We start from the raw sequence: 13476 nt of genomic DNA on the forward strand, positions 1-13476 counted from the left end.
TATAGCGAGAGCCAAAATACATGAAAAAAACAACTTTAGTATTAAGTGCATTGGCATTGAGCATCGGTTTAGCCATGGGGCCGGTTTCTTCTGCCATTGCGGCAGAGACAGCCTCTTCCAGCAGCCAGCAGCTCCCTAGCCTGGCGCCAATGCTAGAGAAAGTGATGCCTTCGGTTGTGAGTATCAATGTGGAGGGGAGCACCCAAGTAAGTAATGCCGGTGCTCGCGGTGTACCACCACAGTTCCAGCAGTTCTTTGGTGATGATTCGCCATTCTGCCAGGATGGTTCTCCATTCCAGGGGTCACCAATGTGCCAAGGTGGGCCAAATAGCGGCGGTGGAGCACCAAGTAAACAAGATTTTCGCGCGCTGGGTTCAGGGGTCATTATTGATGCCGCTAAAGGTTATGTCGTGACCAATAACCATGTGGTGGATAATGCAGACAAAATCAGTGTCAAACTGAGTGATGGTCGTAGCTATGATGCGAAAGTCATTGGTAAAGACCCACGTACTGATATCGCGCTGTTGCAGTTGAAAGACGCAAAAAATCTGACTGCAATTAAAATTGCCGATTCCGATCAACTGCGCGTTGGGGATTATACCGTCGCTATCGGTAACCCATATGGCTTGGGTGAAACCGTGACATCCGGCATCGTCTCTGCCTTGGGCCGTAGCGGCTTAAATGTGGAAAATTACGAAAACTTTATCCAGACTGACGCGGCAATTAACCGTGGTAACTCTGGTGGTGCTTTGATCAACCTCAATGGTGAATTGATCGGCATTAACACGGCTATTCTGGCACCAGATGGCGGCAACATCGGGATAGGCTTTGCCATCCCAAGTAACATGGTGAAAAACCTGACATCACAAATGGTCGAGTTTGGCCAGGTTAAACGCGGTGAACTGGGCATCATGGGCACAGAGCTGAACTCTGAGCTGGCAAAAGCCATGAACGTAGATGCACAAAAAGGGGCCTTTATCAGTCAGGTACTGCCAAAATCTGCTGCGGCTAAGGCGGGGATCAAGGCGGGTGATGTGATTGTCAGCATGAATGGCAAAGCGATTAACAGTTTTGCAGGGTTCCGCGCTGAGATTGGTACTCTGCCAGTGGGCAGCAAAATGACCTTGGGTCTGCTGCGTGATGGCAAACCGGTCAATGTAGAAGTGACATTAGAGCAGAGCAACCAGACTCAAGTTGATTCCGGTAATCTTTATACGGGTATCGAAGGCGCTGAATTGAGCAACTCTGACGCCAATGGTAAGAAAGGCGTAAAAGTTGATAACGTGAAACCGGGTACTGCGGCTGCACGTATCGGCCTGAAAAAAGGCGATATTATCATGGGGATTAACCAACAACCCGTTCAGAACTTGGGTGAGTTGCGTAAAATCCTCGATAGCAAACCATCAGTATTGGCGTTGAACATTCAGCGTGGTGATACTTCACTTTACTTACTGATGCAGTAACCGGTATTGAAATAGCGGCTGCTATTTATCCAGTACTTAGCTAAATACAGTCACAAAGGGCACAGTTGATTTTCGCTGTGCCCTTTTTATTTTCACTTTTCCCGCTAAATAGCGCAGAAATCAGGCGGCATCTAAATAGCTTCTGGCGGCATAGCGAACATTTTCCATCTCATCTAACAGCTCGAGCCACTCTGGTTGTAATTCTTGTAAATCTATTTGTTGACGTAATTGCTGTTCAATTGTCATGCACAGCTGTTTTAATCGGGGCACGCCGCTACATGCACAACTGCCATGAAATTTATGAATCAGATTCAGAATATCTTCGTCAGCGGTACCGGCCAAAATAGCCTGCACCCGGGTTGTGACTTGTGGCATAAACTCCAGCAACATCGTTAACAGGTCTTTGGCGAGTGTCTCTTTATTGGCCGCTTGTCTAACCGCCAGTGGCCAATCTATTGCCCCTTCATATTCAGATTGCGTAATGGTTTTTATGTCGGCTTCTTTTTTAGCTTGCGGGGCGCAATCAGGTTGATAGCGCGAAAGTGCCTGTATTAGCCGGGCCTCATCGATAGGTTTTGCCAAGTAATCTGCCATACCTAATTTTAATAATTGTTCTTGCTGCCCCCTGACGGCGTGAGCCGTGACGGCAATAATAGGAGTATCTTGATGATGCGACATCTGATGAATAACTTCACTGGCACGGATACCGTCGATTTCCGGCATTTGGATATCCATTAAAATGATTTCCAATGTATTTTCACGGGCATAGGCAATGGCTTTAGCCCCGCTGTCGCACAACACGGTTTCTTCGACCAATTCTTCAAGCAGAGTGCCAATTAATTTCAGGTTAGCCGGGTTATCATCAACGGCCATCACTTTGAAAGGTAATTTAGGGAGTTTTCGTGGCGGCTCTGCTGCCGGTAACACGCAATTCGCTTCTTCATAAGACAGCAAAGGAATCAATCGGTTAGACGATATTGGTTTAATCATGCAGGCTTTGGCACCAATTTGTTTCAGTTGCTCTGCTTCTATCTGCGATTGACTCGGTAGAGCCAGAATCACCCGCTCTGAAATTTTCATTGCAGTGAGCAGTTTATCCTGATGAACCGCCATATTATTGCGGTATGGGATAGGTACGCCAACCAGCAGAAAATCATAATGTTGCTTTGGCAACTGAGCTAACGTAAGGCTGTGTGTTACTTGTAACGGCGTGCAACTAAGGATATCTAATGTTGCTCTTGCCGCTGTGGCATTGCGCTCAATATATGCCAGCGATTTCCCTTCCAGATGTGACATATCCGGGCGACGGGAGAGAATGGCTTCGTTGAGTTCCAGTGTCAGATGGAACTTGAAGGTTGAGCCGCGATTCACCTGGCTGTAGAAGCTGATATCGCCCCCCATTTCTTTGACCAATCTTTCGGTAATCACCAGCCCAAGCCCGGTTCCGCCGTGACGACGCGAGATGCTGGCATCAGCTTGGCGAAACGCCTGGAACAATTGCGTCTGCTGGGATTCAGAGATCCCAATGCCGGTATCATGAATCTCCACTACCAAAGTGACTTGCTCGGCGGTTTTGGCTTGCACCGCGACTAAAATATCAATATTGCCTTGTTCGGTGAATTTAATCGCATTTCCCAGCAAGTTCGTGATTATTTGCTGCAAACGCATGGCATCCCCAATCACTTGCTCCGGCACATCTTGATTCACATGCAGTGTCAGTTCCAAACCTTTTTCATGGGCAGTATGCGCCAGCAAAATCACCACCTCATCCAGTGCACCTCGCAGTGGGAAAGGAATATGCTCAAGAATCAGTTTTTCGGCTTCGAGTTTGGAAAAATCCAGTACGTCATTAATAATACACAATAAATTATTGGCGGAGCGCTGGATGGTTTGCAGATAATCAGTTTGGGGGGGGGTCAGTGACGTTTTCAGCGTTTGGCGGGTAAAGCCAATCACTCCATTTAGTGGGGTGCGCAGCTCATGAGACATATTAGCCAAAAACTCAGATTTAATTCGTGCGGCTTCCTGTGCCCGTTTTTTTGCTAACCCCAACTCGACGTTTTGGATCTCCATCTGTTCCAGCGTTTCGCGCAAATCTGATGTGGCCTGGTCGATATTTTGCTGCATTTCTTCATGGTAGGCCGCCAATGACATTGCCATTGAATTGATGCCGTTTTTCAGGATGTTTAATTCACCGAGCATATGCCCTTCAACACGGCTATCTAATTGCCCACGGCGAATGCGGTCAACAGCATTTACCATGTTACGGATAGGGCCGGTGACATCACGCATCAGGCGATAAGCAAACAAAATAGCCACACACATGCAAAACAGCAGCAGCAGGGTCGAAATAAAGATTTCTTTATATTGTTGCAAGCGGACTGATTGTAAATCCAAATCCATGGCGATGTAGCCCAAGGGCCGGTTGGTAATGTCCGAATCGGAGACTCTGTCACCGGACAGATTGGATTCTGAAATAATCGGCATTCGTAGAATCAGGGAATCGCCGCGATAGGACAGCATCAGGGAATTGGGAATCGGTTCGCCCTTGGGTAACCTTAATTGTGAGGAATTGTAATTATAGTTAGAAGTGACAAAAAGCTTATTATCTGTGTCGAAAACCGAAATAGACCGAACAATATTCGAGTGTCTGCGATGAAGAAGATTAATCAACTGGCGCACAGTATCACGGTTACGAAAGGTCATTCCGTACTCACTGGCAACGGCCAGCGGTTCTATAATATTGCTGCCCGCATTAACTAATTGTTTTTGCAGTTCATTATAGCGGTTTACCATAAAGGAAGTACTGAGTAACAGCCCTAGAAGCAGCGTGGGGGCCAAGATTAAAATCATCATGCGCGCGCGAAGACTGTATTTGGTCATGGTATTCCAATGTGGGAGAATTAGCAGCTTACGAAACCGATGCTTGAATAATCAATATGGCACAATTCTACTCTCCAAACCGGCGTGTGACGACCAAACAAACCATTACTGTGACCGTAAACTCCCTTGACCCTTTTGGACAAGGGGTTGCGCGCCACCAAGGTAAAGCTATCTTTATCCCTGGTGCTTTGCCGGGAGAACAAGTTGAAATCGAGCTGGTAGAGCAAAAGCGCCAGTATAGCCGCGGGAAACTTAAACATTTGCTGAACCGATGCGGCGAAAGGGTGAAACCTCCTTGCCCTCACTTTGGAATTTGTGGAGGCTGTCAGCAGCAACATGCCAGTAGCCAGCTACAACAAGGTAGCAAAGCCGATTCACTCCAGCGGTTAATGGTGCGCGAAACCGGGGGCTGCCCGACGTTAGCGCCGGTCATTTGTGGGCCAGAATATGGTTACCGGCGGCGGGCGAGGTTGGGGTTGTTTTATCAGCCGAAGCAGCATCGACTGCAAATGGGTTTTCATCAAACCGAATCCCACGACTTAGTCAGCATCACCCGTTGCCCGGTTCTACGGCCTGAGTTGGAGCGCCTGTTACAGCCGCTTTATCAGTGTTTATCAACCCTGCAAGCCGTTCGTCGTTTAGGGCATGTAGAGCTGGTATTGGCCGATAATGGGCCGTTGCTGGTTTTGCGTCACCTTGATACCCTTAAAGAGGTAGATCGTGCGGCACTGATTGAGTTTGCAACACGAGAGCAAGTTGCGGTCTATTTGGCTGGCGACAGTGACAATTTAGAAAAACTCTTTGGCGAGGAACCCTATTACCAAATTGAGGGTCTACGCTTAGCGTTTCATCCGCGAGATTTTATTCAAGTCAATGATGCCGTTAACCAGCAAATGGTGGCTCAGGCTATTGAGTGGCTGGATGTACAGCCCGATGAGCGGGTACTGGATTTGTTCTGCGGCATGGGCAATTTTACCTTGCCGCTGGCAAAGTTAGCGCGGGAAGTGGTTGGCGTGGAAGGAGTTGCGGCGCTGGTAGCGAATGGGCAGTATAATGCCCGTAGCAATACATTGCCCAATGTGTCATTTTTCCATGAAAACTTGGAATCCGATATCAGCTGCCAACCTTGGGCGGCGCAAGGATTCGATAAAGTATTATTAGACCCCGCGCGCGCTGGCGCAAGCGGGGTTATGTCACATATAGTCAAGCTGGCGCCAAAGCGGGTGGTGTATGTTTCATGTAATCCCACCACGCTGGCACGAGATAGTCAGGTGTTATTAGCCGCCGGTTACCGTCTTGCTCAGGTGCGAATGTTGGATATGTTCCCCCACACCGGGCATCTTGAATCTATGGCGCTGTTCATGCAGGAGCCAGGGGTCGCAAAGTAGGGAGAAGTTATGGTTGCGGTACGAAGTGCACATTTGAATCCGGCGGGCGAGTTTGCTCTCGACGATTGGATAGCCAGTTTGGGGCTTGCCAATCCTCAGTCATGTGAGCGATTAGCTGAAACCTGGCAATACTGTGAGCAACAGACGCAAAACCATCCCGATGCCTCTTTGTTGCTGTGGCGCGGCCTTGAAATGGTTGAAATTCTTTCCACTCTGAGCATGGATAATGACAGTATGCGCGCGGCGCTGCTGTTCCCGCTGGTGGATGCCAATGTGGTAGATGAAGCCACATTGACCGAAGAATTCGGCAAAAGCATCACTTATCTGGTGCACGGCGTGCGCGATATGGATGCTATCCGCCAGTTGAAAGCCACTACCAATGATTCAATGAGCTCCGAGCAGGTGGATAATGTCCGCCGGATGCTCCTGGCAATGGTGGAAGATTTCCGCTGTGTGGTCATCAAACTGGCAGAGCGCATTGCCCATCTGCGGGAAGTCAAAGACGCCCCGGAAGATGAACGTGTGCTGGCGGCCAAAGAGTGTTCCAATATTTATGCGCCATTGGCCAACCGACTGGGTATCGGCCAGATTAAGTGGGAACTGGAAGACTTCTGTTTCCGTTATCTGCATCCTGATGAATATAAACAAATCGCCAAGTTGCTCCATGAGCGGCGCATCGATCGCGAACAGTTTATCGACGATTTTGTTGCAACATTACGCCAGGCGATGGCGGATGAGGGTATCAAAGCCGACATTTATGGCCGCCCCAAGCATATCTACAGCATCTGGCGCAAAATGCAGAAAAAGTCGCTGGCTTTTGATGAGCTGTTTGATGTGCGCGCGGTGCGGGTGGTCGTGGAGCGCTTACAAGATTGTTATGCCGCGTTGGGGATTGTTCATACGCATTTCCGTCATTTGCCTGATGAATTTGATGACTATGTGGCTAACCCTAAACCCAATGGTTATCAGTCGATTCATACCGTCGTGCTGGGGCCGCGTGGCAAAACGCTGGAAATTCAAATTCGTACCCGCCAGATGCATGAAGATGCTGAACTGGGGGTTGCTGCACACTGGAAATATAAAGAAGGTGCGGTGGTCGCGGGTCGCTCTGGCTATGAAGGCCGGATTGCCTGGTTGCGTAAACTGATTGCCTGGCAGGAAGAAATGGCGGATTCCGGCGAAATGCTGGATGAAGTGCGCAGTCAGGTATTTGACGACCGGGTGTATGTCTTTACCCCGAAAGGCGATGTCATTGATTTACCTGCGGGTTCTACCCCGTTGGACTTCGCTTATCATATTCACAGTGATGTGGGTCACCGCTGCATTGGGGCCAAAATCAGTGGCCGGATAGTGCCCTTTACCTATCAGCTGCAAATGGGTGACCAGATTGAAATTATCACTCAGAAACAGCCTAATCCGAGCCGTGACTGGCTAAATCCTAACCTCGGTTATGTTACCACCAGCCGTGGGCGCTCCAAGATTCATAACTGGTTCAAAAAACAAGACCGAGACAAGAATATTCTTGCTGGTCGGCAGATGCTGGACGATGAACTGGAGCACATGGATATCAGCCTGAAAGAGGCCGAAAAGCTGCTGGTGCCGCGCTATAACATGAATTCTATGGATGAAGTGTTGGCGGCTATTGGTAGTGGTGATATCCGGCTGAATCAGATGGTGAACTTCCTGCAAGGGAAACTCAACAAGCCCACGGCGGAAGAGGCTGATTTAGAAGCATTACGTCATCTGAATAACAAAACTCAGCAAGCACAGCGCAATACCAGTAAAGACAGCGGGCGCATTGTGGTCGAAGGTGTTGGCAATCTAATGCACCATATTGCTCGTTGCTGTCAGCCGATTCCAGGTGATGAAATTATTGGCTTTATCACCCAAGGTCGGGGCATATCTATTCACCGCGCTGATTGTGAACAACTGGCAGAATTACAGTCTCATGCACCTGAGCGGATTGTTGATGCGGTCTGGGGCGAAAGCTACTCCAGCGGTTATTCTCTGGTGGTGCGAGTGACGGCCAATGACCGCAGTGGTTTATTGCGTGATATCACCACCATTTTGGCCAACGAAAAAGTCAATGTGCTGGGAGTTGCTAGCCGCAGTGATACCAAAAAGATGTTAGCAACCATAGACATGGATATTGAAATCTATAACTTACAGGTATTGGGTCGGGTATTAGCCAAGCTGAATCAGCTGCCGGATGTGATAGATGCCCGCCGGCTACACGGCAATTAATTTGTTAGCTGGGCAGCGACTGCGCTTTGCCATTTTAGTCTTGGGCTGTGCTCGCTACGCCTTGAGCCTCGAAAAATAAAAAGTGAATAATAACCATGACTCAAACAGTAAATAACTCTGACTCGACGGCGATAGCTTTACAACGTTTGCTGGAGATTATGCGCACTTTGCGTGACCCGGAGCGGGGCTGTCCGTGGGATCGTAAGCAGACTTTCGAGACTATCGCACCTTATACTTTGGAAGAAACTTACGAAGTGCTTGACGCGATTCAGCGGAAGGATTTCGACGATCTTCGTGATGAATTGGGCGATTTACTGTTTCAAGTGGTGTTTTATGCCCAAATGGGTCAGGAACAAGGGCTGTTTGCATTTGATGATGTTTGCCATGCCATCAGCGACAAACTGGTGCGCCGCCATCCACATGTGTTCCCTGATGCACCACAACACGTCGCAGAAGCGAAGATAGGCAGTGAAGCCGCACTGGCTGGTTGGGAGTCACGTAAAGCTGAAGAAAGGGCGGATAAGGCTTTGTATTCGGCATTGGACGATATTCCCGATGCACTGCCTGCCTTGATGAAAGCCCATAAAATTCAAAAGCGCTGCGCGTCAGTCGGTTTTGATTGGGACACCTTGGGGCCGGTGCTGGATAAAGTCTACGAAGAAATTGATGAAGTCATGTTCGAAGCACGGCAAGCTGTGGTGGATGAAGAGAAACTGGGCGAGGAAATTGGCGATTTGCTGTTTGCCACAGTGAACTTATCCCGTCATCTGGGCCATAAAGCTGAAAATGCCTTACAGGCTGCTAATCGTAAGTTTGAACGTCGTTTTCGTCAGGTAGAACAAATAGTTACAGCGTCAGGTAACACAATGGACAATGCAACTCTCGATGAGATGGAAGCCGCCTGGCAGCAAGTTAAAAAGCAAGAAACTGAAATGTAAGATGTTTTAATTCATTTGGCGGATGGTTGTTGAATTTGAATTACGTTAATATATTGAATTATAACGGATAGTAAGACGGTGTTCCGCGCGGTAAATGCCGTGAAAACGGCCACTGGCGCGGAGAACATTTGTAGCGAAACCAAGGTTCGGGTATACTACTTTCCCGTCCTGGTACTTCCATCGTCTTTAAACCTAAACTCTCAGGTTCAGCATGACAACTAATTATATTTTTGTGACCGGCGGGGTTGTATCCTCTCTGGGTAAAGGCATTGCCGCAGCCTCCTTGGCGGCTATTCTTGAAGCCCGTGGCCTCAATGTTACCATCATGAAACTGGACCCGTACATCAACGTGGATCCGGGCACCATGAGCCCGACACAACACGGGGAAGTTTTCGTCACCGAAGATGGTGCTGAAACCGATCTGGATTTAGGGCATTACGAGCGCTTCATTCGCACCAAAATGACCCGTCGTAACAACTTCACCACTGGCCGTATCTATTCTGAAGTTCTGCGAAAAGAGCGCCGTGGCGACTACCTGGGCGCAACTATTCAGGTTATTCCTCATATCACCAATGCAATCAAAGAACGCATTATCGAAGGCGGCGAAGGCCACGATGTCGTCTTGGTTGAAATTGGCGGCACAGTTGGTGACATCGAATCCTTGCCATTCCTGGAAGCTATTCGTCAGATGGCGGTAGATGTTGGCCGCGAGCACACGCTTTACATGCACCTGACCTTGGTTCCTTATTTGGCTGCTGCTGGTGAAGTGAAAACTAAGCCAACGCAACATTCGGTCAAAGAGCTGCTTTCTATCGGTATTCAGCCAGATGTGCTGATTTGCCGTTCTGATCGCGCAGTTCCTGCTAATGAACGTGCCAAAATCGCTTTGTTCTGTAATGTGCCGGAAAAAGCGGTTATCTCCCTAAAAGATGTTGATTCCATTTATAAAATCCCTGGGCTATTGAAATCACAGGGCCTTGACGATTATATTTGTAAACGATTCAGCTTAACTTGTCCTGAAGCAAATCTTGCTGAGTGGGAACAGGTATTATACGAAGAATCGAATCCGGGTGGCGAAGTGACCATCGGGATGATCGGCAAATACGTAGAATTGCCGGATGCCTATAAATCTGTGATTGAAGCATTGAAACACGGCGGGCTGAAAAATCGCCTGACAGTGAACATCAAGCTTATTGATTCGCAGGATGTCGAAACACGCGGCGAAGAGATGCTGAAAGGATTGGATGCTATCCTTATCCCTGGTGGTTTCGGTTATCGTGGTGTGGAAGGCAAGGTTCTGGCGGCGCGTTATGCTCGTGAACACAATATTCCTTATTTGGGCATTTGCCTGGGTATGCAGGTTGCGTTGATGGAGTTTGCCCGCAATGTTGCGGGGATGGAAAACGCGAACTCCACAGAATTTGTGCCAGACTGTAAGTATCCGGTGGTTGCATTAATCACCGAATGGCGTGATGAAGACGGCAACGTGGAAGTCCGTTCAGAAGAAAGTGATTTGGGCGGCACCATGCGAGTGGGTGGGCAGCCATGTCATTTGACTGAAGGCAGCCTGGTACGCCAACTGTATGGCGAACCGACCATTGTTGAGCGCCATCGTCATCGCTATGAAGTAAACAATATGTTGTTGAAGCAGATTGAAGCTGCCGGTTTACGTGTAGCAGGGCTTTCTGCCGATAACAAACTGGTGGAAATTATCGAGTTACCAAACCACCCTTGGTTTGTGGCTTGCCAATTCCATCCTGAATTTACTTCGACGCCACGTGATGGTCACCCGTTGTTCGCCGGCTTTGTGAAGGCGGCCGGGGATTATCAGAAGCGCCAAGAGAAATAAAAAATTTGGTAGAAGGGGCGGCAGAGATGTCGCCCCCTCTGTCTGGAGTTTTAGTTTAACTTGTACTGAGGAAAATCTAATGTCCAAAATCGTTAAAGTCATCGGTCGCGAAATCATCGACTCCCGTGGTAACCCAACTGTAGAAGCCGAAGTTCATCTGGAAGGCGGTTTTGTTGGTTTGGCTGCGGCACCATCAGGTGCTTCTACTGGTTCCCGTGAAGCACTGGAACTGCGCGACGGTGACAAATCCCGTTTCCTGGGCAAAGGCGTTCTGAAAGCCGTTGCAGCAGTAAATGGCCCAATTGCTCAGGCAGTTTTGGGTAAAGATGCTAAAGACCAAGCCAACATCGATAAAATCATGATCGATCTGGACGGTACTGAGAACAAATCCCAGTTTGGTGCTAACGCCATCCTGGCCGTTTCTCTGGCAGCAGCGAAAGCAGCAGCAGCGTCTAAAGGCATGCCTTTGTACGAGCATATTGCTGAACTGAATGGCACCCCAGGCAAATTCTCTATGCCATTGCCTATGATGAACATCATCAACGGTGGTGAGCACGCAGATAACAACGTTGATATTCAAGAGTTTATGATTCAGCCAGTAGGCGCTAAAACTCTGAAAGAAGCTGTTCGCATCGGTTCTGAAGTGTTCCATCACCTGGCTAAAGTTCTGAAAGCCAAAGGTATGAGCACTGCTGTTGGTGACGAAGGTGGCTACGCGCCAAACCTGGGTTCTAACGCCGAAGCACTGGCTGTTATCGCTGAAGCGGTAAAAGCAGCAGGTTACGAGCTGGGTAAAGACGTTACTCTGGCTATGGACTGTGCGGCATCTGAATTCTACAAAGACGGTAAATATGTTCTGGCTGGCGAAGGCAACAAAGCCTTCACTTCTGAAGAGTTCACTCACTTCCTGGAAGACCTGACCAAACAATACCCAATCGTTTCTATCGAAGACGGTCTGGACGAATCTGACTGGGCTGGCTTCAAATACCAGACCGAAGTGCTGGGTGACAAAATCCAGTTGGTGGGCGATGACCTGTTCGTAACCAACACCAAGATCCTGAAAGAAGGTATCGAGAAAGGCGTTGCTAACTCAATCTTGATTAAATTCAACCAGATCGGTTCTTTGACCGAAACTCTGGCTGCTATCAAGATGGCGAAAGATGCCGGTTACACTGCGGTTATCTCTCACCGTTCAGGCGAAACCGAAGATGCGACCATTGCTGACTTGGCAGTAGGTACTGCAGCTGGCCAAATCAAAACCGGTTCTATGAGCCGCTCTGATCGTGTTGCTAAATACAACCAACTGATCCGTATTGAAGAAGCGCTGGGCGACCGCGCACCATTCAACGGTCTGAAAGAAGTTAAAGGCCAGTAATTCCGGCTAAACATTAATTTGTTTTAGGCAGAATTATTAAGGGAGAATATCAATGATATTCTCCCTTTTTTATTATTTAGTTAGATACCTTCAAGGAAAATATTCTATATTTTCCTAAGATTTATATAAATTCAATTTTACTCATAACCTTATGATTTTCTTGAAAGTTAGTTATCATATCAATGGTTTTTATTCTCTATAAAATAGAAATATCTTATTTAAGTAATAGGAATGTCTTATATTATTTGAATTGTGAAAATAATGATGATTATAAAGATTATTTGAAATTGATTATGGTTATTTTTAGATATAATTTCCTTGAAGAAATAGCAATTATCTTCGGTTATTACATCATTGATATATAATTTATATAAATAAAATTGGATCATAAAATGCAATCAACAAATAATGATAAAGAGATTCTGAAAGAGAAAGGACATAGTGACGATATTAAAGAATTGAAAGGATATGGCTTTGGCGATAAAGATCTAGCTTATATAGAAAAACATAATATTGATATGAATGATATTCTGTCTGAGGCCCGTGGTGGAGTGAAGAATGTAGTCGAATATCATATGCAAGAATTAGCTTTTAAATATGATGATATAAACCTGTATCCTGGCGAATATATCAGAAGGTTACAGGGCGGAAATGAATATGCATATGGCCAATTATATAATTTATTTGCTAAGCAATCGCCAAAATATATTAAGGCATTGTCCCATAGTTTTGGTGATGATGGGGAGGTGTCATTCAAAAAATTAAGTATTAATATTATACTGACAGATGCCGGTGCTTCTGATGAGTTATTATACTCAGTTCGTAACGGTGATATTAATTCCTCTCATGCTTATGTTGGATTGATTAATAATAACTCTAGCGAAATAATAGACTATTTTTCTAAGTTGGTAAAACAGGATGTTAATAACGAGCATTTTTTAGATTTTATACTATCGGGTGATAGTTCAGTGGATTGTAAATCGATAAATATTTATGAGTATGATGAGAAATTAAGCGGGTTATTTCTTGGCGAAACCTCACCTTCGTCAGAGATAAACTATATTCATACTGAAATTACTCCCTTAAGTGAAGGGATACTTTCATTTCAAGAACGTAGTCAATTTTACTCCAATACTCCGCAATTTAAGTTCACTCATATGGATTTGGTTTCGCCAAACAATCTGGCCGGTGTCTAAAGGTTTAAAATAAATTAATCTGATTCTGTTAACACTCATTTATTTCATATTCCCCGTAAAACTAATCATATTTTATGGGGATACATCTTGGTCTTGTCTCTATGTCATCATGATCACTGTAAAGAATAAATATAATTTGC

8 protein-coding genes are annotated in these 13476 nt (G+C 46.7%); 7 read left to right on the forward strand and 1 reads right to left on the reverse strand.

Features of this window, described 5'->3' with window-relative positions; all coding sequences use genetic code 11:
- Positions 1 to 20: 20 nt before the first annotated feature.
- Positions 21 to 1463, forward strand: coding sequence for a serine endoprotease DegP (degP, locus tag YROHD0001_RS11465; RefSeq protein ID WP_004714140.1), 1443 nt, complete (start codon positions 21 to 23; stop codon positions 1461 to 1463).
- Between the two features lie 120 nt (positions 1464 to 1583).
- Here the strand turns inward: degP and barA are convergent, their stop codons facing one another.
- Positions 1584 to 4346: a two-component sensor histidine kinase BarA gene (gene barA, locus YROHD0001_RS11460; RefSeq protein ID WP_032816526.1), complete on the reverse strand. Its 2763-nt coding sequence runs from the start codon at positions 4344 to 4346 to the stop codon at positions 1584 to 1586.
- 56 nt (positions 4347 to 4402) lie between these two features.
- Between barA and rlmD the strand changes: the two genes are divergently transcribed.
- From rlmD to YROHD0001_RS11425, 6 genes are all read left to right on the forward strand, one after another.
- A complete protein-coding gene (gene rlmD, locus YROHD0001_RS11455) occupies positions 4403 to 5734 on the forward strand; it encodes a 23S rRNA (uracil(1939)-C(5))-methyltransferase RlmD (protein ID WP_032816527.1) in 1332 nt (443 codons plus the stop codon).
- 9 nt (positions 5735 to 5743) lie between these two features.
- Positions 5744 to 7978 (forward strand): GTP diphosphokinase, encoded by a 2235-nt coding sequence (relA, locus tag YROHD0001_RS11450; RefSeq protein ID WP_032816528.1) that lies wholly within the window; start codon positions 5744 to 5746, stop codon positions 7976 to 7978.
- A 95-nt stretch (positions 7979 to 8073) separates the two neighbouring features.
- Positions 8074 to 8916, forward strand: coding sequence for a nucleoside triphosphate pyrophosphohydrolase (gene mazG, locus YROHD0001_RS11445; protein WP_004714144.1), 843 nt, complete (start codon positions 8074 to 8076; stop codon positions 8914 to 8916).
- Positions 8917 to 9127: 211 nt separating this feature from the next.
- On the forward strand, positions 9128 to 10765 hold the full coding sequence (gene pyrG / locus YROHD0001_RS11440) for a glutamine hydrolyzing CTP synthase (protein ID WP_004714145.1): 1638 nt from the start codon (positions 9128 to 9130) through the stop codon (positions 10763 to 10765).
- 79 nt (positions 10766 to 10844) lie between these two features.
- A complete protein-coding gene (gene eno, locus YROHD0001_RS11435; RefSeq protein WP_004714146.1) occupies positions 10845 to 12140 on the forward strand; it encodes a phosphopyruvate hydratase in 1296 nt (431 codons plus the stop codon).
- A 392-nt stretch (positions 12141 to 12532) separates the two neighbouring features.
- Positions 12533 to 13336: a hypothetical protein gene (locus YROHD0001_RS11425; protein ID WP_004714148.1), complete on the forward strand. Its 804-nt coding sequence runs from the start codon at positions 12533 to 12535 to the stop codon at positions 13334 to 13336.
- The last annotated feature ends 140 nt before the right edge of the window (positions 13337 to 13476 follow it).

This window comes from Yersinia rohdei ATCC 43380 (genome assembly GCF_000173775.1).
GTDB classification, from domain to species: domain Bacteria; phylum Pseudomonadota; class Gammaproteobacteria; order Enterobacterales; family Enterobacteriaceae; genus Yersinia; species Yersinia rohdei.